The sequence below is a fragment of the Synechococcus sp. CBW1002 genome (assembly GCF_015840915.1).
Classification (GTDB): domain Bacteria; phylum Cyanobacteriota; class Cyanobacteriia; order PCC-6307; family Cyanobiaceae; genus CBW1002.
This window is the reverse complement of the sequence record NZ_CP060398.1, coordinates 2,198,598-2,217,946: the sequence shown is the minus strand read 5'-3', so window position 1 is coordinate 2,217,946 and position 19,349 is coordinate 2,198,598. Positions and strand designations below refer to the sequence as shown.

Sequence of the window (19,349 nt, the reverse complement as noted above, 5' to 3'; positions counted from 1 at the left end):
GATCGGGTGCTTGTGGCTCAAGAGCCAGGATTGACTGGATTGATTGTCTGACCTTATCAATGGCATCCGCAATCCTGCGGAACACAACCACCCAGTGGTCGTCCCCGGGTATTAACGTCTCCCGACCGCCGCAACGGTGACCCATGCTTGATTCCTAAGGGAGCCTGATTCGGGCTTTGGATGTCCTCATCCACCCGTCAATCCGATAGCAACACCGAGGCCTGGCCTGGCAGTGGCTGGCTCGTCTTGCTCGACAACCTACACATTCCGCAGTCCTAGTCGTCAACACATCAAGAGGATTCAATTGGCCGAATTTCTTACACTCTTCATCAAGCAGCTTCAGTCTCCAACACTTGGCTTCTTGATTGGTGGCATGGTCGTCGCCTCATTCGGCAGCCAGCTGGCCATTCCAGATTCGATCTACAGGTTCATCACCTTCTTCCTGCTGCTGAAGATCGGATTGAGCGGAGGCATCGCCATTCGCAATTCCAACCCCACCGAGATCTTCCTCCCGGCACTCGCTGCTGTGGCGCTTGGTATCGTGATCGTGTTCATCGGTCGTTACACCTTGGGGAAAATGCCAGGCATCAAGGTGCCTGACGCCGTGGCCACCGGTGGCCTGTTCGGCGCGGTCAGTGGCTCCACTCTTGCGGCGGTGCTGCCCCAGTTGGATTCCGCCAAGATCCCCTATGAAGCATGGACGGCGGCCCTCTATCCCTTCATGGACATCCCGGCCCTGGTGACGGCGATCGTGGTGGCCAGCGTTTACCTCAGCAAGAAGACCGGCAACGCTTCCGAGAAAGTCGAGATCTGGCCGATCATCAAGGAAAGCGTGCAGAGTTCTGCCGTCACATCGCTGCTTCTGGGTGTGGCCCTTGGCATTCTCACCAAGCCTGAGCCCGTTTATGAGAGCTTCTTCAACCCTCTGTTCCGCGGCTTCCTTGCGATCCTGATGATCATCATGGGGATGGAGGCCGCCCAGCGCATGAATGAGCTGCGCAAGGTTGCCCAGTGGTTTGCCATCTACGCTTTCATCGCACCCATCCTGCACGGTTTTCTGGCCTTCGGTCTTGGTCTTGTCATTCACAAGATCACGGGCTTCAGCATCGGTGGCGCTGTTGTGCTGGCGGTGATCGCCGCGTCGAGCTCGGATATCTCGGGCCCGCCAACGCTGCGCGCTGGCATTCCCTCGGCGAACCCCTCCGCCTACATCGGCGCCTCCACGGCCATCGGCACGCCGGTGGCGATCGCCATCTGCATCCCACTCTTCATTGGGATTGCCGAGATGATGCTCGGTCTTTAAGATAGTTCTCAGTCTTAAACCCTTCACAACTACAACCGCTCGGAGGTCAAAGTCATGAGTCAACAAGTCTGGAAGCTGGTGATCGTTGCGGAGGAAATCCTCTCCAAGAAACTCATCAAGCTCATCAAGGCGGCAGGTGCCACCGGCTATACCGTAAATTCAGCTGGTGGGGAAGGTAGTCGCAATGTGCGCTCCACGGGAGATCCAGTCGTCTCGCACACTCTCTCCAATGTAAAAATCGAGGTGCTCACTGGCACCCGCGAGCTGGCCGACAAGATCACCCATGAGATCGAAGCCAAGTTTTACGCTGACTACTCGATCATCACCTATATCTACCAGGTGGAAGCCCTGCGCGATCACAAGTTCTGATCTGATCTGATCTGGTCCGTTTTCTATCCCGGCTGTGTACCTGCACATGGCCGGGATTCCGACGTATCAGATCGTCCTGACGGCGGCGCGGGTTCCACGCACGCAGCGGGGACGTTCCGCGGTGTGGGAGCAGCTGACACAGCCGAATCGCTCGGCGCGGGCCAGGGAGGTGGGCCATCCGCACCAGCCGCAGGGAAGTCCCTGGTTCATCTCCAGCCGCTCCCAGATCTCCAGATCGTGGTCCTGATCCAGGAACACCATCAGCTTCAGGCCGGCCCCAGGATGGGCAGAGCCGGGTGTGAGCTGAAGCTGCCCTCGCTGGCGAGGCCCAGCGGCAGGCCGAGGATGTCCATGCCCAACTGGGCCTTGCGGCGGCAGGCGTCCTCCGCTCCCCCTGGCCGTGGCCGCCGCCCATCGAAGCTGCCGAGCTGATCGGTGTCGAGCCCCACGGGCCGCTCCAGATCCAGCTGCAGCAGGGTGCGAAACGGGCGGGCGATCGCCCGCGCCGGTTGCGGCAACTCCAACCTGCTGAACATGGCCTCGGGCTTCTCCACTCCCAGTGATGGCCAGGTGGTGCTGCACGGCAACCGGATCACCAGGTCCGGCCCCGATCGAATGGTGGTGTTCCAGGGCTATGCGTTGCTGCCCTGGTTCACCGCCTACGAGAACGTCTACCTGGCGATCGATTCGGTCAAGCCAGATCTGTCGGCGCGTGAGAAGAAGGAGATCAACCGGGAGCACCTCGCCATGGTGGGGCTTACCGAAGCGGCCGAGACAAAGATCCCGCAGCTCTCCGGTGGGATGAAGCAACGGGTGGCGATCGCCCGGGCCCTGGCGATCCGGCCGGAGGTGCTGATGATCACCCATGACATCGACGAGGCGCTGTTCCTGGCTGATCGGATGGGGGTGATGACCAACGGCCCCTCGGCGAAGATCGGTGAGATTCTTGAGATCACCTTCCCGCGGCCCAGGAACCGCGAGGAATCATGGAGGATCGGATCGATTACGGCCTGCGCAACCAGGCACTCGATTTCCTCGACAGCCGCTTCGCCCACGACGACAGCGCAGCCTGAGGGGCCTCAGGGCGCCGCCACCGTGAGCTTCGATTCCAGGTCCTGGGTGCGGCCCTCCGCCAGATCGAAGGCCTGGCGCAGGGTGAGCTCCAGGCCGCCACGGCCATCGAGGCGCGCGGTGAACCCCGCACCGTCCCGGGGCAGCCCATCGATCACCACGCGGCTCTGGGCATCACCGCTGCTGAGTTCGCCGTATAACCCGAAGGCGGGACCGCATCGCATCAGCACCCGGCCGCGCCAGATCGCACTCGGCGCGGCCCCGACGGAATAGGTGATCCGGCCCTGGGCCGCCTGCAGCTGCAGAACCGCCGTGCGGCCGGCCAGTCCGCAGGTGGCGGTGGCGTCGCCGGGCCCTGCTTCTGCAGCGGTGGACTGCCGCACGTCGTGGCGCACCAGTTCGAGGGAGCGCCACTGCGACTGGCGCTCCCGGAGATGACGGCCAAAGCGCTGGCTGTTGCGCCCTTCAGCCAGCAGACCCTGCACGATCACGCCACACAGGAGCAGGCCCAGGCTGAGCGCCAGCAGCAGCTCCAGCAGGGTGAAGGCGGTGGCTGGAGATGGCTGGCATCGGAGGCGTTGCATGGTGGTCACAGGGTGGGATCCGGTCGGCACTGGTCGCTGATCGGCGTGGCTCCGGGATCGCCGCCGTAGCGGCCGAGGCGCACGACCCCCAGAGGCAGCGCCATCACCAGGCAGCGGCGTAGCTCCGTGCCATCGGCGGAGAGCACCACGGTGCCGCCGTCGAGCACCAGGCCATTGCTGCTGAATCGCACCAGCTCCGGCAGGTTGTCGACCAGGCGGATGGCCCCGCCATCGATGGCCTCGGTCAGATCGATGCGCCCCTCCCGGCAGGCCGGCAGGCTGCCCGTCGCAGGCTCCTGCCAGCCATCGGCCGTGAGGCTCAGGGCGCAGGGTTCACCACGTCGCTCAGCGCAGGCGCGCCCTTCACTGAGCCCGAGCAGCACCCGCCGCGCCGCGCTCTCCACCCGCAAGGTGGCCAGCGAGCCCTGGGCCCCTCCGATCGCCATAGCTGCGAGCAGCAACAGCACCGCCACCGTGACCAGCAGCTCCGCGAGGCTGAAGCCTGCTGCCGGAGCGCTCCAATCCGGTTCTGGCCAGAAGCGGCGCCTAGGGAGTGCCATCGTTCCCTCCCGCTGTCGTCTGACTCAAGGCGACGGTGCCCCTGGCCAGGTCGGTGCTCGAGGTGGCGCTCAAGTCAGTGCCAGATCCTGCTGAGCCTGGATCCTTGGCGGCTGCATCAGGCGCTGATGGATTGCTGGTCGCTGGATCGGTGGTGGCTGGGTCTGTGGGTGTTGGATCTGTCACTGCTGGATCTGTGGTGGCTGGATCGACATCCACCGGTGGGTCCAAGGGAGGGTCCGGCGGGGGGGCCGGCAAGGCTTGCCGTGGCTGGCTCCTGCAAAGCCCCAGGGCGATCGGATGGAGCAGTCGCTGACGCTTCAGGGGCGGCTCGGTACTGCTCAGCTGCAGCAGCAGAGCTACGCCTCGCTGTTGCACGGTCCGCTGCACTCCCTCCTCCGTCACCGGGGTCTGGGTCAGCAGAGCCAGGGCCCGCTCCGCAGCCTCCGGGCAAGGGAGTGCGGGATCCATCTGCCCGGCAGCGTTGTGGAGCCGGGCCAGGCTGGCAACCAGTTCGCTCTCCAGACGGGTGGAACCCAGGCGCTGCTGATCCATCCGCTGGCTCCAGGTGGTGCCCAGGCCCCAGAGGTGCAGGGAGCAGCTCGCGGCGCCGGACACAATCACGGCGGCCACGGTGGTCTCGAGCAGGCTCATCGCTGCGTCCCCCGCAGACCCAGCTCGTGCAGTCGCTGCACCCGCCAGGCTTCAGTGGCGGTGTCCTGAGCCAGCGTCACCACGAACTGGGCCCTTGGGGAGGTCCCGCCGGCTCCGGTCCCGGCCAGCTCCAGCTCCAGGGTCTGGACCAGCTGCCTTTCGCCCGACCCTGGCGCTTCGGCTGCCAGGTCAGCGCTGGGCTGCCAGTGCAGCAGGCGATAGCCCATGGCCGGCTGATCCGGAAGATCGATGGTCGCGGCGATCAAGTGCTCCCTACTGGCCGGATCCGTGCAGCTGAGCCCGCTCTCGGACCAGTCCGCCAGGGACAGAGGCAGCAGGCAGGGATGCTGCTGCACCAGGGTGGCCACCAGCTGCTCCGCCGCCGAGGCCAGGTCATCCTCCGCCTGCCGCGATCGGCTGGCCGCCACCAGGACGGCCTGCCCCTGCAGGGCAGTGGTCTGGATCGACAGTCCACTCAGCAGCAGCACCAGGGCTGTGCCCATGGCCAGGGGCAGGGCAAAGCCACCGGATGGCTCGATTCCGGCACGTCTTCGCACTCCCCATGGTGTCCTCCACGGTGCCTGCTGTTCCATCCCGATGCATCAGCAACGACGCCATCAGGGTTCCCCACCGCGGACAGGGGATTGCCAACAGGGGGCGATCCGGTGGGAGCGCAGTCCTACTGGTTGAGTTTGAGTACGGCCATGAAGGCTTCCTGAGGAACATCAACCTTGCCCATCGCCTTCATCCGTTTCTTGCCCTTGGCCTGCTTCTGCAGCAGCTTCTTCTTGCGGGAAATGTCACCGCCGTAGCACTTGGCGAGCACGTCCTTGCGGATGGCACTGATGCTTTCCGAGGCAATGATGCGGCTTCCGATCGAGGCCTGGATCGGGATCTTGAACTGCTGGCGCGGGATCAACTCCTTCAGTTTTTCCACCAGTCCCTTCCCTACATTGTAGGCCTTGTCGCGGTGCACAATCGTTGTGAGCGGATCGGCCTTTTCGGAATTGATTAACACATCAAGGCGTACCAGCTCATTTTTGCGATAGCCAATCAACTGGTACTCCATCGAGGCGTAGCCCTTGGTGCGACTCTTCATCTGATCAAAGAAATCAGTCACCACTTCTGCCAGCGGCATCTCGTAGTGGAGGGTCACACGGTCGGTGGTGATGTACTTCATGTCGATGAACTCGCCACGGCGCTCCTGGCAGAGTTCCATCAGGGTGCCGTTGTAGGTGTTGGGGGTGTAGATCTCCAGCTTCACATAGGGCTCTTCGATAGACTCACGCTTCTGAGGATCGGGCAGGGTGGCTGGATTGTCCACCATCATCATCGAGCCATCCAGCATGTTCACCTGGTAGATCACCGATGGCGCGGTGACGATCAGATCCAGGTTGTACTCCCGCTCCAGCCGCTCCTGCACGATTTCCATGTGCAGCAGGCCGAGGAAGCCGCAGCGGAAGCCGAAGCCCATGGCGCTGCTGGTTTCCGGCTCGTATTTCAGGGCGGCGTCGGAGAGCTGCAGCTTGTCCAATGCCTCGCGCAGATCTGGGTACTGATCCGCGTCGGTGGGGAACAGGCCGCAGAACACCATCGGCTTGGCCTCGGTATAACCGGGCAGGGGCTCGCTGGCCGGGTTGTTCACCAGAGTGATGGTGTCGCCGACGCGGGCATCAGCCACGGCCTTGATCGAAGCGGCGAGATAGCCCACCTCCCCGGCATGCAGGCTATCCACCTGGCGCTGATCGGGGGCCATCACGCCCACTTCATCCAGCTCATAGGTTTTCTTCGACGCCATCAGCAAGACCTTGTCTTTTTTGCTGAGGGAGCCGGAGATGACGCGGAAATAGACGATCACACCCCGGTAGGGGTCGTAATACGAATCGAAGATTAGGGCCCGCAGTGGATCATCCACACGATCCTCGGGCGGCGGGACCCGGTCGACCACGGCCTGCAGGATGTCTGGCACCCCGAGGCCGGTCTTGGCCGAGCAATGGATGGCGTTGGAGGTATCCAACCCGATGATTGCCTCGATCTCTTCGCTGATGCGCTGAGGATCGGCACCGGGAAGATCGATCTTGTTGAGAACGGGAATGATCTCGAGATTGTTCTCCAGCGCCAGATAGACGTTGGCCAGGGTCTGGGCCTCCACGCCTTGGCTGGCATCCACCACCAGCAGGGCTCCCTCGCAGGCCTGCAGGGAGCGGCTCACCTCATAGGAGAAATCAACGTGGCCGGGGGTATCGATCAGGTTGAGGATGTAATGCTCACCATCGGCTGCTTTGTACTCCATCCGCGCGGCCTGGAGCTTGATCGTGATGCCCCGCTCCCGCTCCAGCTCCATGTTGTCAAGAAACTGCTCCTGCATGTCGCGGGCCGCGACAGTGCCGGTTTCCTGCAGCAGTCGGTCGGCCAGGGTGGATTTTCCGTGGTCGATGTGGGCGATGATGCAGAAATTGCGGATCCGCTGAACGGGAACATCGGTCATCGCGCGGGCAGATCCCTTCGGGGCACCGGAAGAGTCTCGATCCTAGAAGGGCTGTTGTGCCCGGCTGGAGTCCCCACCCTGGCCATGGGAAGTGGAGCTGCCTAACCTCCTGCCCAGGTGCGGCTTCAGCTGGAGGCCTGAAGGATCTGCCAGCGGGGTTCTCCAGGCTCTGCACGGTTCTTCCGCTGCCTAGCCCCGGGGCACCACCGGGCCTGCCCTGACTGGTCTGGGCTTCTTCGTTCGCCTGCCATTCCGAAGCGATCCATGACACAGCGCGTCGGCCATGAGGCAGCCCTGTTCGCAGCCGCCCAGGACGTGGCCCGTCGCCGCGGCAAAGTCGATCCCGGACGGCAGGCCTCCCTGGAACGATCCCGGCACACGCAGATCGGCTACGCCCTCAGCGATGCGGATGGCGAATTGATTGCCAGGCTGCCGATGTGGGCCGTGCAGCGTGCGGTCAGTCAGCGGGCCCGGTTGCTTTCGAAACTTGCGGAAGGCCGAACGCGCTGGAGCGGCATGGCTCTGGGCGACCAGAAGGTGCAGTTCCGTACCAAACCCTTCGAGATCCGAGCCCTTGCCTGGGCACTCTCCACCGGACGGCGTGTTCCTCCCGGCCAGTTCGACCGGACCACGGCCCTCTACGCCGTCGTGCTGCTGCTGCTGGCCGTGCTTGCTGGACTCATCTCCCCGCCACTGCTGCTGCTTGGGCTCCCCTCCTTTGCGGCCTATCTGGTGGTGAGCCTGCGACGGCACGCCGATTACCGCAAAAATATTCAGGCCCTTGTGATCCGCTGGAAGGCAGCAGGGAAACAGGATCCCAGCGACAGTCTCTTCTCCGAGCTGGATCACTCCTGAGCGAACAGCTCCGCGGCAACCAGCCCGGCGGCGGTCTTTCTAAGGTGAATCTGACGACCGACGCATGGAAGCCATGAGCACCGACACCCCCACCTCCGAATCCAGCGCGCTGACCGCCGATCCACGCGCGCTCACCATCGAGAATGTGGAGAGGGTGCTCGATGAGCTGCGTCCCTACCTGATGGCGGACGGCGGCAACGTGGAAGTGGTGGAGATCGATGGCCCGATCGTCAAAGTGCGTCTGCAGGGGGCCTGCGGTTCCTGCCCCAGCAGCACCATGACCCTCAAGATGGGCATCGAGCGCAAGCTGCGTGAATCGATTCCTGAAGTGAGCGAAGTGGTGCAGGTGCTCTGAAGCCGGCCTGGCAGAACAGGGCCGGAAGTCCTGATCCCCGGCCCTTAGGCTGCGGGCAACTGCCCCTCTGACTGTGCTGGATCAGCGCCTGCTGCGCGATAACCCCGAGTGGATCAGCCAGCAACTCGGGCGGCGCGGCATGGTGCTCGATCTCGGCGATCTGCAGCAGACCGCCCAGCAACAACGCGATCTGGAAGAACAGCGCAGCGACCTGCAGGCCGAGGGAAACCGGGTTGGCAAGGAGGTCGGCCAGCGCATCAAGGCAGGCGCAGACCCCCGCGGCGAGGCTGTCCAGGAGCTGCGCGACGCCGGCAACCGCCTCAAGGGGCAGGTGGCGGAGCTGGATGAACGGGAGAAGCAGCTCTCGGCCCAGCTGCGTGACCGGCTGCTCACCCTTCCCAACCTGCCGGCGGCTGAAACGCCGGATGGTCGCAGCGAAGCTGACAACGTGGAGGTGAAGCGCTGGGGAACCCCGCGCGAAGCCTCCGGCCTCCAGGAGCACTGGCAGATCGCCGAGCGGTTGGGGCTGTTCGAGACCGAGAGGAGCGTGCGCATCGCCCAGAGCCGTTTCGTGACCTTGCTGGGCCAGGGCGCACGGCTGGAGCGGGCCCTGATCAACTTCATGATCGATCTCCACGCCAGCAAGGGGTACCGCGAGGTGCTGCCGCCGATCCTGGTGAACAGCGCCAGCCTCACCGGCTCGGGCCAGCTGCCCAAGTTCGCCGAGGAAAGCTTCCGCTGCGCCGACGACGACCTCTGGCTCACCCCCACCGCCGAGGTGCCGGTCACCTCACTGCATCGCGATGAGGTCATTCCGGCCGACCAGTTGCCGCTCCGCTACGTGGCCTTCACCCCCTGTTTCCGCCGCGAGGCCGGCTCCTACGGGCGCGACACCCGGGGGCTGATCCGGTTGCACCAGTTCCACAAGGTCGAGTTGTACTGGTTCTGCCACCCCGATCACTCCGAGGCGGCCCATGCCCAGCTCACGGCCGATGCGGAGGCCGTGCTCGAGGCCCTGGATCTCCCCTACCGCACGATCGAGCTCTGCACCGGCGATCTGGGCTTCTCGGCGGCCCGCACCTATGACCTGGAGGTCTGGCTGCCGGGCGCCGGTGCCTATCGCGAGATCTCGAGCTGCAGCACCTGCGGCGACTTCCAGGCCCGCCGCTCCGCGATTCGCATGAAGGAAGGCAAGGGCACCCGCTTGGTCCACACCCTCAACGGCAGTGGTCTGGCGGTGGGGCGCACCATGGCCGCCCTGCTCGAGAACGGGCAACAGAGCGATGGCAGTGTGCGGCTGCCGGCGGCGCTGGTCCCCTACTTCGGCAGCGACCACATCGCCAGCACCTCACCCACCACAATGGGTTGAACTGCGTGGACTGAGCCTGCATGGGTGTTCTCACCGCACTGGCGATCCTGGCTGGTCTGATCGTGGTGCACGAAGCGGGTCATTTCTTTGCCGCCACCTGGCAGGGCATCCGGGTCAGCAGCTTCTCGATCGGTTTCGGCCCGGTGCTGCTGGAACGCCGCCGCCGGGGCGTGCAGTTCGCCCTGCGGGCCATCCCCCTGGGGGGCTTCGTCGCCTTCCCCGACGATGAGGACGACTGCGCCTTTCCCGCCGATGATCCGGATCTGCTGCGCAATCGGCCGCTGCCCCAGCGGGCCCTGGTGATTGCCGCCGGCGTGATGGCCAACCTGCTCCTGGCCTGGCTGGTGCTGGTGGCCCAGGGCGTGGTGGTGGGCATTCCAGCCGGCTTCAGTGCCACTCCCGGGGTGCTGGTGGCGGCGGTCCAGCCCGGTCAGCCTGCTGCGGCCGCCGGCCTGCTGCCGGGGGATCGGATCGTGCGGTTGGAGGGCGTGGAACTCCAGGGAGGCCAGCAGGCCGTGGCCGATCTGGTGGACGAGATCAAGGCGGCGCCGCAACGGAGCCTGCGCCTCGAGGCGGCGCGCGGTGACGGCCGGGTCACTCTGGAGCTCACCCCTGACGATCAGGGCGGCATCGGCCGCATCGGCGCCCAGCTCCAACCCAACGGCAGCGAGGTGTTCCGGGCCCCCACAGGCCCGCTCGAACCGATGCTCCAGGCCAATCGCCAGTTTGCGGTGCTGACCCGCCGCACGGTCGACGGGTTTGTCACCCTGGCCACCCACTTCGGTGAAACCGCCGGCCAGGTGTCCGGTCCGGTCAAGATTGTCGAGATGGGTGCCTCCCTGGCGAAGCAGGGCGGCGACAGCCTGTTTCTGTTCACAGCGCTGATCTCGATCAACCTGGCGGTGCTCAACGCCCTGCCGCTCCCCCTGTTGGACGGTGGTCAGTTCGTGCTGCTGCTGCTGGAAGGTCTGCGGGGGAGACCCCTGCCGGACCGCCTCCAGATGGCGTTCCTCCAATCCGGTTTCGTGTTCCTGGTGGGGCTGAGCGTGGTGCTGATCGTCAAGGACACCAGCCAGTTGCCCGCCATCCAGCAGCTGATGAGCCGCTGAGGGATGTGCTGCTGAGTCCTGGCCCCCGCTGGGGCCGAAGCCAATCCTCCGAGCCAACCAGTCACTTCAGAGCGCCGCGTCGATGAGTACGCCACTGGTCATTCCCCACGATGCGACCAGCGATCCACCGGGCAGCCCCCATCGTTCCCCGGGACCTGAACTTCAGGAGCACACCTCCGCAGCCACCGCGCCAACCACCTCTGCGGGCCTTGCCGCTGCCGGCCGTCGGTCCCGTTTCCCCACACCACGGCAGCGGGCACCGTTGCTTCTGGAGCGACTGGGGCAGCTCTATCCCCACGCCACCTGCTCGCTTGACTGGCGGACGCCCTACGAACTCCTGGTGGCCACGATGCTCTCGGCGCAGTGCACCGATGAGCGCGTCAACCAGGTGACCCCAGCCCTGTTCGCGCGCTTCCCCGATGCCGCCGCCGCCGCTGCCGTGGAGGGCGAGGACGTCGAGCCCTACGTGCACGCGACGGGGTTCTTCCGGAACAAGGCACGCAACATCGTCTCCAGTTCACGGTTGCTGATCGAACGCCACGCTGGTGAGGTTCCCCAGACGATGGAGGAGCTGCTTGAGCTGCCGGGCGTGGCCCGCAAGACAGCCACGGTGGTGCTGGCCCATGCCTTCGGCATCAACGCCGGTGTCACGGTGGACACCCACGTGCGCCGGCTCAGCCAGCGGCTGGGGCTGAGCAAGCAGCGGGAGCCGCAGCGGATCGAGCCCGATCTGATGAAGCTGGTGCCGCAGCCCGACTGGCAGAACCTCTCGATTCGGCTGATCTTTCACGGCCGGGCGGTGTGCACGGCCCGCAATCCCCTCTGCCAGACCTGTCCGATCGCCGATCTCTGCCCCAGCCATCCCGAACGGCGCCTGGGCCGCCGATGAGGGGGCGTCCAGCTGATGGCTGTCCAGCTGATGGCTGTCCAGCTGACCAGTAAGCTGATCCATTACCCGTTCCGTACCAGCTCAGAGCGCATGGCGAAGAAGTCGATGATTGCGCGCGATGTGAAGCGCAAGAAGATGGTGGAACGCTTCGCCGCCAAGCGCGCTGCGCTCAAAGCTGCTTTCGAGGCTGCTGCCGATCCGATGGAGCGCCTGGAGATCCATCGCAAGATCCAGGATCTGCCCCGCAACAGCGCTCCCTCCCGCATGCGGAACCGCTGCTGGGCCACCGGCAAGCCCCGCGGCGTGTATCGCGATTTCGGACTATGCCGCAACCAGCTGCGTGCCCGTGCCCACAAAGGTGAACTGCCCGGAGTGGTGAAGTCGAGCTGGTGATTCGCTTCAGCCCCTGAGGCCCGTTGGCAGCTGTTCAACCCGGCGCCCCAGCAGGGGCGCTTTTTGTTGGCTGGACTGGGCTGGCCAATAAAATCCATCAGCATCGCCGGGGTCCGTCAGGTCCGGATGCGAGAATGGACATTGACAAAAAGGACATAAGCGCAAGTGCAAGGACAAACTCAGTCGATCTCCTTCGATGGTCGGGAGATCCGGCTGACCACCGGTCGGTTCGCTCCCCAGGCGGGGGGTTCGGTGATGGTCGAGTGCGGCGATACGGCGGTTCTGGTCACCGCCACCCGCTCCGGTGGTCGTGAAGGCATCGATTTTCTGCCCCTGATCTGCGACTACGAGGAACGGCTCTACGCCGCCGGTCGCATCCCGGGCAGCTTCATGCGGCGCGAGAGCCGTCCCCCCGAGCGGGCCACCCTGATCGCACGGCTGATCGATCGGCCGATGCGGCCGCTCTTCCCCAGCTGGATGCGCGACGATCTGCAGATCGTTGCCACCTGCATGTCGCTCGATGAACGGGTTCCGCCCGATGTGCTGGCGGTGACCGGCGCTTCGATGGCCACCCTGCTGGCCAAGATTCCCTTCCATGGCCCGATGGCGGCGGTACGCGTGGGCCTGCTGGGCGACGACTTCGTGCTCAACCCCAGCTATCGCGAAATCGAACGCAGCGAACTCGATCTCGTGGTGGCAGGAACCCCTGCCGGCGTGGTGATGGTGGAGGCGGGCGCCAACCAGCTGCCCGAGCAGGATGTGATCGAAGCCATCGACTTCGGCTACGAAGCCGTGAGCGAACTGATCAAGGCCCAGCTGACCCTGCTCAAGGATCTCGGCATCGAGCAGGTGCTGCCTGAACCCCGCAAGGACGACATCACCCTGCCGGCGTTTCTGGAAAAGGAATGCGCCAAGGCCATCGGTGAAGTGCTCAAGCAGTTCTCCCAGACCAAGGCCGAGCGCGACGAAAAACTTGATGCGATCAAGACGGAAGTGACTGAAAAGATCGCTTGCCTGAATGACGATGATGCCGTGAAGGTGGCGGTGAGCAGCAATGGCAAGGCGCTGGGAAATACCTACAAGAGCCTCACGAAGAAGCTGATGCGCGCTCAGATCCTCACCGAGGGCAAGCGTGTCGATGGCCGCAACCTCGATGAAGTGCGCCCGATCAGCGCCGCCGCGGGCGTGCTGCCCAAGCGCGTGCATGGCTCGGGCCTGTTTCAGCGCGGCCTGACCCAGGTGCTCTCCTGCGCCACCCTCGGCACACCGAGCGATGCGCAGGAGATGGACGATCTCAATCCGTCCAATGAAAAGACCTACCTGCACCACTACAACTTCCCCCCCTATTCGGTGGGTGAAACCAGGCCGATGCGGTCGCCCGGTCGCCGCGAGATCGGTCATGGTGCCCTGGCTGAGCGGGCCCTGATCCCCGTGCTGCCCAGCAAGGAGAGCTTCCCCTACGTGCTGCGGGTGGTGTCGGAGTGCCTCAGCTCCAACGGCTCCACCTCGATGGGATCGGTCTGCGGCAGCACCCTGGCCCTGATGGATGCCGGCGTGCCTCTCAAGGCCCCCGTGAGCGGCGCCGCCATGGGTCTGATCAAGGAAGGCGATGAAGTCCGTATCCTCACCGACATCCAGGGGATCGAGGATTTCCTCGGAGACATGGACTTCAAGGTGGCTGGCACTGAGAAGGGCATCACCGCCCTGCAGATGGACATGAAGATCACCGGCCTGGCCGTCACCTGCGTGGCCGAGGCGATCAACCAGGCCCGTCCAGCCCGCCTCCACATCCTCGAGAAGATGCTCGAGGCCATCGACAAGCCGCGTGACATCCTCAGCCCCCACGCGCCGCGCCTGCTCAGCTTCCGCATTGATCCCGAGCTGATCGGCACCGTGATCGGCCCCGGCGGCCGCACGATCAAGGGCATCACTGAGCGCACCAACACCAAGATCGACATCGAGGATGGCGGCATCGTCACGATCGCCAGCCACGATGGGGCTGCCGCTGAGGAAGCGCAGCGCATCATCGAAGGCCTCACCCGCCGCGTCAGCGAGGGCGAAGTGTTCAGCGGTGGCGTCACCCGGGTGATCCCGATCGGTGCCTTCGTGGAAATCCTGCCTGGCAAGGAAGGCATGATCCACATTTCTCAGCTCTCGGAAGCACGGGTCGAGAAGGTGGAAGATGTGGTGAAGGTGGGTGATCAGGTCACCGTTCGCGTCCGCGAGATCGACAACCGCGGCCGGATCAACCTGACGCTGCGGGGCGTTCCCCAGCAGGAGCCTGTCGGCGTCTGATCAGGTCGGCTCTGCCACCTGGGCCGGCCCTGAGGGGCCGGCTTTTTGATGCTTTTTTGCCTTCACGCCCTGTTGAGCTCACGCGTCCACTCGATGGGGTCTCCTGAAAAATCCAGATCCATTGCGCCGCAGCTGGTCTCAAGCATGAGAAACCGCTAAAGTAGCCGTGAATCAGGCAATCCGTGATTGCCTTTACTCCTGATCGCTCAATATGTACCGGAGGCACAATAACGGTCAGATCTCAATCAAGGAGTTCCACCTGCCATTTGGCGGCACACTTGATCCCGAGAATCGCTGGGTTCAACTGGAGGGGCTGATCCCATGGGATGAGCTGGAAGAAACCTATGCCCCTCAATTCAGCGCCACAATTGGCGCTCCAGCCAAATCAGTGAGAATGGCCTTTGGTGCTCTCTACATCAAACAGAAGTTAGGGCTTACCGACGAAGAGACAGTCCATCAGATCAGAGAGAACGCCTATATTCAGTTCTTTCTCGGCTTTGCGGGCTACACAGCTAAGGCAGGGCTGCCTAAAAGTGTGATCAGCCCAAGCTCCCTCGGCTGGCCACGCCGCCAAGTGCCAGCATTCCCTTGATGTCGTAGGCCAACTCCCGCAGGCCTTGGCGGATCGAGCGGTAGCCGCCCCGCCGCAGCAAGTTCATCACGATGGTTCGCAGGAAGGCGAACACCGGGGCCCCGATCCGGTTGGCGTAGCGATGAGCGTCCTCACCCAGCTGGACGTCACGGGCCCAGTGCCATTCGTTCTCAATGCTCCAGCGCTGACGGATCAGGCGCAGCAGGGCTTGTGGCGTGGTGCGCACGCTGGTGAGGAACAGGTGGTGCCTGATCTTGCGCTTGCCCTTGCGGGTGAGGGTGCCTGTGATCACCTCAACGATCCAGGCGCTGCCGGGCCAGTTGGCTTTGATGTGCTCCGGTGCCTCTCTGGCTCGCAGTTCCCAGACGGTGTCGCGCCCGTGGCGCTTCTCGTGATCTGTTGCAGTGAAAGGGATGTGACGCTTTCCCTGGAACTGGCAGCCGATCTGGCGGTAGAGGGTCTTCTGGTTCGATTTGACGGTCAGGAGCACGTCGGCCCCCTGGGAGAGGCACCAGCGAAAAACGCCTGCGTCGTGTGCAGGGCATCCGCCTGGATCAACACGCCATCGAGATCCAGGCTGCTGAGCAGCTCTTTCAGCGCCGCACGCTCACTGGATTCGTGGGTGTCATAGGTCGTCTGGGCCAGGGCGACGCCAAGGGCCCGGGCGTACACCGTGACCTGGGCGACAAACCGGTGACTGCCGTCTTCTGTCTCCACGGCAGAGCCGCGCAGGGTCTTGCCATCACACACCAGCTGATCCAGACCCGTTGCCCCGCTTGGGACCTGGCTGATCATCCAGGCCTGCAGCACCTGGCCAAACTCCTGCAGGTGGGCCTTGTTGAACAGGTAGAGGAAGGTGGCATCGGAGGGCCAGCGCTTGAAATTCAGGCCCAGCGCCTGGTTGAGTGCCTCACGGTGCCGCCGGGCAAAGGCCTCCAGATCACGGGAGCTGCGGCAGCCGCTCAGGATCCCGAGCACAGCCACCAGCAGCAGGAACCACTGCGGGTAACGCACCCCGCGGCGGTAACGCCCATCCGGGATGGCCTTGAGGAAGCTGATCAGGTCATCCGGTGCGGGCTGATCGACTCCGGTGGAGCGGGTTTCGGGCATTGGGGGCACTGAGACCCGCCGACCAAACCCAATGCTGGCAGACCTGCCAAGAGCTACCAGGACAGACTTTTAGGCGACCCTGACAGCTAAGGCACCGTTTGATGCCTCGATGATGGTGCACTTTCGCAAGCGTTTTTCTGACGAGGATCTGCGCCGTATCAACGAGCTGGTGGTGCAGCGCGGCAAAGAGATCCTTCTGGAAGCACTTGCTCAGGCAGCAGACGATGACGACCATGATGATCGTGATTCCAGTGGAGGAGGCGCTCAGCTAGAACTTGATGCGTTGATCAAGCCTGCTGACTGGCCAGAAGGAAAGAATTGGGGCACTCTCACGATTGATGCCAGTTGCACTCCAGCCGACATCACCTATCCCAGAGACCTCAAGCTCCTCAACGAGGCTCGCACAACGACCGAGCGAGTCATTGATGATCTGTGCAGTCAGTCATCGGGATTCAGGAGACATCGACCTCGCTACGACCGTGGCCTTGCTCGTGCTCATTTCCTGAGAGTGGCGAAGCAAAAACGACCACGTCGCCGCAAAGTGAAGGCTGCCATTAAACATCAGCTTGGCTATGTGCGGCAGAATCTCAAGGCCATTGATGCTCTGATCGGCTGCGGGGCAAGGCTTTCCGAGCTTAAGAGGCATTGGTGGCAGAAGTTGTTGGCCTGCAGCGAGTTGGAGCGGCAACAGGGCCTTCTGCTCGCCTCTCAGACCAACAGCATTCCAGACCGCCTGGTGAATCTTGTGCAGACCCATATCCGCCCAATGGTGCGAGGCAAAGCACGTGCTGCGGTGGAGTTTGGAGCCAAAATCAGTGTTTCGGTTCAAAACGGCTTTCCGTTCTTGCACCGCATAAGCTGGAACCCCTACAACGAAGGAGAAGACCTTATCGCTCAGGCGGAAAAATACAAGCTGGATACAGGATCTTACCCAGAGCGAATCTGCGCCGACCGGATTTATATCACGGCCAAGAATAGGCATTTCTGCACGAGGAACGGTATTCGCCTCTCCGGCAAGCGATTGGGTCGCCCGCCCAAGGATCCTGATGTCACCACTGCACACAAGCACCAGCTCCGATCTGATCAAGCTCGACGCAATGAAGTGGAAGGCGTCTTTGGCTCTGGAAAGCGCAAGTATTCCCTGGATCTGATCATGGCTCGTCTACCAGCTGGTGCCGAATCCTCCATCTCGATGGCCTTTGTCGTGATGTGCGCGGAAAAGGTCTTGAGGCTGCTGCGCCTCTTTTTTGTCCTTCTTTTTGGGTGGATCTACAGCTTTTTTATGGCCTGGTCAGCGATCAGAGCGCCTGAGGGCATCTGCAAGCCATGCTTTTGAGATCTGGCTGACTTGATGTCACCGCGCTTGCCAGCCTGATTAACGCGAAGCAAACGGACGAATCCGGCGCCGATGGGCCGAGAATCTTTTTCAGGAGTCCCTCGATGGCCAGGCTTGTCGCGCGATCAGGACTCAGACCGCGAATCCAGGGTCGATCACGGCCATCGCTGCTGAGGCCCGCTCGCAGAGCGCCGCATGGCTGGGGCCATGGCTGGCGATCAGGCAGCCAGCCTGGCGCACGTCGCCATCGTTGTAGGAGAGGGGACGGCCATCGGCATGGGTGAAGGCCCCACCCGCGGCCATCAGCACCGCTTCAGGAGCCGCCATGTCCCAGTCCTTGGGGGCACTCTTGCCAGACAGTGAGATGTAGAGATCGGTTTCGCCGCGCAGAATCGTGGCGACCTTGCCGCCGACGCTGCCGATTGCCTTGGTGTCGCCCAGGGCCAGGGCCTCCAGAAGATGCTCCAGTCGCTGGTCTCGGTGATTGCGGCTGGCCACCAACACCAGGTCGCCGAGGTCGCAGCGGTTGCTGAGGGCTGCTGGAAACTGCTCGCTGGCCCGGTTCTCACGCCAGGCTCGTCCCCCGCCATCGGCCCCGACCCAGCCGAACCAGAGCTCCTCCATCTCCGGGAGCAGCACCACCCCCAGCACGGGGCGATGGTCTTTCACCAGGGCCAGATGCACGGCGTACTCACCGGTGCCCTGGAGGAAGTCCTTGGTGCCATCCAGTGGGTCAAGGATCCAGAGCCACTCGGCGGCCAGGGACTCGCCGTCCCGCAGCTGCTCGCGAGCGGTCTCTTCGCTCAACAGGGTCCAGCCGGCCTTGGGGTAGGCGGCGGCAAGACCGTCGAGCAACCAGCTATTCACAGCCAGATCAGCTGCAGAGACAGGCCCTTCGCCGCCTTCGTCCACACTCAGGGCTCTGGGGAAGCCGTAGGGGGGCTGCTCGCCCCGGGCATAGGCCCGCAGAATGTCTGCCGCACCCCAGCTCAGCCGACGCAACTCCTGGAACAGCTGCTCGGGTTCAACGCCGGATGGCAGGGGTAGGGAAGCCGGCATCATGGACAGACGGAAAGGGGCACCGGGACGACCGAGCGCCCCGCGAGGTGCATTGTGCAGGAACCTGAACCCGCTGCCGGCGTGCTCTATCTGGTGGGAACTCCCATCGGAAATCTCGGTGATCTTTCCCCCCGGGCCCGCCAGGTGCTCTCGGGCGTCGACCGTATCGCCTGCGAGGACACGCGCCGCAGCGGCCTGCTGCTGCAGACCCTGGGCCAGAAGAAACGCCTGGTGAGCTTTCACCAGCACAACCAGGCGACACGGATTCCCGAACTGGTGGCGGCATTGCAGGCCGGCGAACGACTGGCTGTGGTCAGCGACGCCGGTCTGCCGGGCATTTCCGATCCTGGTGAAGAACTGGTGGCGGCAGCGCGGCAGGCGGGGCTGGAGGTGATCTGCGTGCCAGGTCCGAGCGCGGTGACCACGGCCCTGGTGAGCAGCGGCCTTCCCAGCGGCCGCTTCTGCTTCGAAGGGTTTCTGCCCACTCGGCCCAGCCAGCGGCGGGCCCGTCTGGAGCAGCTGAAGAAAGAGGAACGGACCCTGGTGTTCTACGAGGCTCCCCACCGGCTGGTGGATCTGCTGGAGGATCTGCTCGCCGTCTGCGGCGATCGAGCTCTGCGGGTGGCCAGGGAGCTGACCAAGCGGCATGAGCAACAGGTGGGCCCCACGGTGAGCGCCGCCCTCGCCCACTTCCGCCAGGTGCCCCCCCAGGGGGAGTGCACCCTGGTGCTGGGCGGAGCCGTCCCAGCGCAGCCACGCCTCTGGAGCGAAGTGGAGTTGAGGAGCCAGCTACAGGAGCTGGTGGCCGATGGGCGCAGCAGCAAGGAGGCCGCTCGTGAGGTGGCTGAGCGCAGCGGCCACAACCGCCGCGATCTCTATGCCTTGCTGCACCGCCGCGAACCGGAGCTGGACGCCCCGCATGATTCAGACTGCCCCTCACCACCTGGCGGGTCCTGATCC

22 protein-coding genes and 1 pseudogene are annotated in these 19,349 nt (G+C 64.0%); 13 read left to right on the top strand and 10 right to left on the bottom strand.

Features of this window, described 5'->3' with window-relative positions:
- Positions 1 to 304 precede the first annotated feature (304 nt).
- Both H8F24_RS10810 and H8F24_RS10805 read left to right on the top strand, forming a co-directional pair.
- The gene (locus H8F24_RS10810; RefSeq protein ID WP_197153889.1) at positions 305 to 1,303 is read left to right on the top strand and encodes a sodium-dependent bicarbonate transport family permease; all 999 of its coding nucleotides are present in this window, start codon (positions 305 to 307) and stop codon (positions 1,301 to 1,303) included.
- 54 nt (positions 1,304 to 1,357) lie between these two features.
- Positions 1,358 to 1,672 (top strand): hypothetical protein, encoded by a 315-nt coding sequence (locus tag H8F24_RS10805; RefSeq protein ID WP_197169673.1) that lies wholly within the window; start codon positions 1,358 to 1,360, stop codon positions 1,670 to 1,672.
- Between the two features lie 66 nt (positions 1,673 to 1,738).
- On the opposite strand, the gene H8F24_RS10800 is transcribed toward H8F24_RS10805, so the two are convergent.
- Both H8F24_RS10800 and H8F24_RS10795 read right to left on the bottom strand, forming a co-directional pair.
- On the bottom strand, positions 1,739 to 1,933 hold the full coding sequence (locus H8F24_RS10800) for a hypothetical protein (RefSeq protein WP_197169672.1): 195 nt from the start codon (positions 1,931 to 1,933) through the stop codon (positions 1,739 to 1,741).
- Positions 1,934 to 1,938: 5 nt separating this feature from the next.
- The gene (locus tag H8F24_RS10795) at positions 1,939 to 2,226 is read right to left on the bottom strand and encodes a hypothetical protein (protein WP_197159362.1); all 288 of its coding nucleotides are present in this window, start codon (positions 2,224 to 2,226) and stop codon (positions 1,939 to 1,941) included.
- Here H8F24_RS10795 and H8F24_RS10790 point away from each other — a divergent pair.
- A pseudogene (locus H8F24_RS10790) lies at positions 2,168 to 2,745 on the top strand (ATP-binding cassette domain-containing protein); the annotation flags it as partial. The gene H8F24_RS10795 and the pseudogene H8F24_RS10790 overlap by 59 nt on opposite strands.
- Positions 2,746 to 2,751: 6 nt before the next feature.
- Here the strand turns inward: H8F24_RS10790 and H8F24_RS10785 are convergent.
- The 5 genes from H8F24_RS10785 to lepA form a co-directional block, all read right to left on the bottom strand.
- Entirely contained in the window at positions 2,752 to 3,327 is a 576-nt protein-coding gene (locus H8F24_RS10785; protein ID WP_197153886.1) for a prepilin-type cleavage/methylation domain-containing protein, read from the bottom strand.
- A 5-nt stretch (positions 3,328 to 3,332) separates the two neighbouring features.
- Positions 3,333 to 3,887 carry a GspH/FimT family protein gene (locus H8F24_RS10780; RefSeq protein ID WP_197169671.1) on the bottom strand — a complete coding sequence of 185 codons (555 nt, stop codon included), beginning with the start codon at positions 3,885 to 3,887 and terminating at the stop codon, positions 3,333 to 3,335.
- On the bottom strand, positions 3,874 to 4,539 hold the full coding sequence (locus H8F24_RS10775) for a hypothetical protein (protein WP_197169670.1): 666 nt from the start codon (positions 4,537 to 4,539) through the stop codon (positions 3,874 to 3,876). Before H8F24_RS10775 ends, H8F24_RS10780 begins: the two co-directional genes overlap by 14 nt.
- On the bottom strand, positions 4,536 to 5,132 hold the full coding sequence (locus tag H8F24_RS10770) for a hypothetical protein (RefSeq protein ID WP_197169669.1): 597 nt from the start codon (positions 5,130 to 5,132) through the stop codon (positions 4,536 to 4,538). Before H8F24_RS10770 ends, H8F24_RS10775 begins: the two co-directional genes overlap by 4 nt.
- A gap of 86 nt (positions 5,133 to 5,218) precedes the next feature.
- Positions 5,219 to 7,027, bottom strand: a complete 1,809-nt coding sequence (gene lepA / locus H8F24_RS10765) for a translation elongation factor 4 (protein WP_197169668.1) — start codon at positions 7,025 to 7,027, stop codon at positions 5,219 to 5,221.
- Positions 7,028 to 7,291: 264 nt separating this feature from the next.
- On the opposite strand from lepA, the gene H8F24_RS10760 reads away from it, so the two are divergent.
- The 8 genes from H8F24_RS10760 to H8F24_RS10725 all read left to right on the top strand — a co-directional run bounded on the left by H8F24_RS10760 (position 7,292) and on the right by H8F24_RS10725 (position 14,884).
- The gene (locus H8F24_RS10760; protein WP_197169667.1) at positions 7,292 to 7,882 is read left to right on the top strand and encodes a hypothetical protein; all 591 of its coding nucleotides are present in this window, start codon (positions 7,292 to 7,294) and stop codon (positions 7,880 to 7,882) included.
- Between the two features lie 73 nt (positions 7,883 to 7,955).
- On the top strand, positions 7,956 to 8,237 hold the full coding sequence (locus H8F24_RS10755) for a NifU family protein (RefSeq protein WP_370594612.1): 282 nt from the start codon (positions 7,956 to 7,958) through the stop codon (positions 8,235 to 8,237).
- A gap of 73 nt (positions 8,238 to 8,310) precedes the next feature.
- Positions 8,311 to 9,606, top strand: a complete 1,296-nt coding sequence (gene serS, locus H8F24_RS10750) for a serine--tRNA ligase (RefSeq protein ID WP_197153880.1) — start codon at positions 8,311 to 8,313, stop codon at positions 9,604 to 9,606.
- 20 nt (positions 9,607 to 9,626) lie between these two features.
- Complete coding sequence (gene rseP, locus H8F24_RS10745) at positions 9,627 to 10,715, top strand: RIP metalloprotease RseP (RefSeq protein ID WP_197153879.1); 1,089 nt, start codon at positions 9,627 to 9,629, stop codon at positions 10,713 to 10,715.
- 82 nt (positions 10,716 to 10,797) lie between these two features.
- Complete coding sequence (nth, locus tag H8F24_RS10740) at positions 10,798 to 11,604, top strand: endonuclease III (protein ID WP_197153878.1); 807 nt, start codon at positions 10,798 to 10,800, stop codon at positions 11,602 to 11,604.
- 90 nt (positions 11,605 to 11,694) lie between these two features.
- On the top strand, positions 11,695 to 11,997 hold the full coding sequence (rpsN, locus tag H8F24_RS10735; protein WP_197153877.1) for a 30S ribosomal protein S14: 303 nt from the start codon (positions 11,695 to 11,697) through the stop codon (positions 11,995 to 11,997).
- 165 nt (positions 11,998 to 12,162) lie between these two features.
- On the top strand, positions 12,163 to 14,292 hold the full coding sequence (locus H8F24_RS10730; protein WP_197153876.1) for a polyribonucleotide nucleotidyltransferase: 2,130 nt from the start codon (positions 12,163 to 12,165) through the stop codon (positions 14,290 to 14,292).
- Positions 14,293 to 14,503: 211 nt separating this feature from the next.
- A complete protein-coding gene (locus H8F24_RS10725) occupies positions 14,504 to 14,884 on the top strand; it encodes a transposase (protein WP_197169666.1) in 381 nt (126 codons plus the stop codon).
- Here H8F24_RS10725 and H8F24_RS19940 read toward each other — a convergent pair.
- Both H8F24_RS19940 and H8F24_RS19935 read right to left on the bottom strand, forming a co-directional pair.
- Complete coding sequence (locus H8F24_RS19940; RefSeq protein ID WP_197158713.1) at positions 14,832 to 15,374, bottom strand: ISAs1 family transposase; 543 nt, start codon at positions 15,372 to 15,374, stop codon at positions 14,832 to 14,834. The genes H8F24_RS10725 and H8F24_RS19940 overlap by 53 nt on opposite strands.
- Positions 15,365 to 15,994 (bottom strand): ISAs1 family transposase, encoded by a 630-nt coding sequence (locus H8F24_RS19935; protein ID WP_197158706.1) that lies wholly within the window; start codon positions 15,992 to 15,994, stop codon positions 15,365 to 15,367. Before H8F24_RS19935 ends, H8F24_RS19940 begins: the two co-directional genes overlap by 10 nt.
- A 112-nt stretch (positions 15,995 to 16,106) precedes the next feature.
- On the opposite strand from H8F24_RS19935, the gene H8F24_RS10710 reads away from it, so the two are divergent.
- Positions 16,107 to 17,330, top strand: coding sequence for a transposase (locus H8F24_RS10710; protein WP_231597749.1), 1,224 nt, complete (start codon positions 16,107 to 16,109; stop codon positions 17,328 to 17,330).
- Positions 17,331 to 17,462: 132 nt separating this feature from the next.
- Here H8F24_RS10710 and H8F24_RS10705 read toward each other — a convergent pair whose 3' ends face one another.
- On the bottom strand, positions 17,463 to 18,392 hold the full coding sequence (locus H8F24_RS10705; RefSeq protein WP_197153875.1) for a 3'(2'),5'-bisphosphate nucleotidase CysQ: 930 nt from the start codon (positions 18,390 to 18,392) through the stop codon (positions 17,463 to 17,465).
- Positions 18,393 to 18,443: 51 nt separating this feature from the next.
- On the opposite strand from H8F24_RS10705, the gene rsmI reads away from it, so the two are divergent.
- A complete protein-coding gene (gene rsmI / locus H8F24_RS10700) occupies positions 18,444 to 19,346 on the top strand; it encodes a 16S rRNA (cytidine(1402)-2'-O)-methyltransferase (protein ID WP_197153874.1) in 903 nt (300 codons plus the stop codon).
- Positions 19,347 to 19,349 lie beyond the last annotated feature (3 nt).